1 pseudogene is annotated in these 255 nt (G+C 47.5%); it reads left to right on the top strand.

The features are described 5' to 3' along the window. Positions 1 to 239 (top strand): annotated as a pseudogene (locus tag VQ643_RS16455) (transposase); the annotation flags it as partial. Between the last annotated feature and the right edge of the window lie 16 nt (positions 240 to 255).

Genomic DNA, 255 nt, shown 5'->3' with positions numbered 1-255 from the left:
GCCAGATTATGGCAATTCTCAAACAAAATGAGGCTGGAGTTCCAGTCCCTGAGCTATGCCGTGAGCATGGTATTAGCTCAGCTTCGTTCTACAAGTGGCGCTCAAAATATGGTGGCATGGACACTTCACTCATGAAGCGCATGAAAGAGCTTGAAGAAGAGAACCGTCGGCTCAAAAAAATGTATGCCGAAGAGCGTCTTAAAGCTGAGATTCGATTGGAAGCTCTTGAGGGAAAGCTCTAAAGCCATCCCTGCG

Origin of the sequence: Pseudomonas sp. F1_0610, from assembly GCF_047470865.1 — a bacterium.
Taxonomy (GTDB): domain Bacteria; phylum Pseudomonadota; class Gammaproteobacteria; order Pseudomonadales; family Pseudomonadaceae; genus JAZDRH01.
This window is presented reverse-complemented; position numbering and strand designations above follow the sequence as displayed.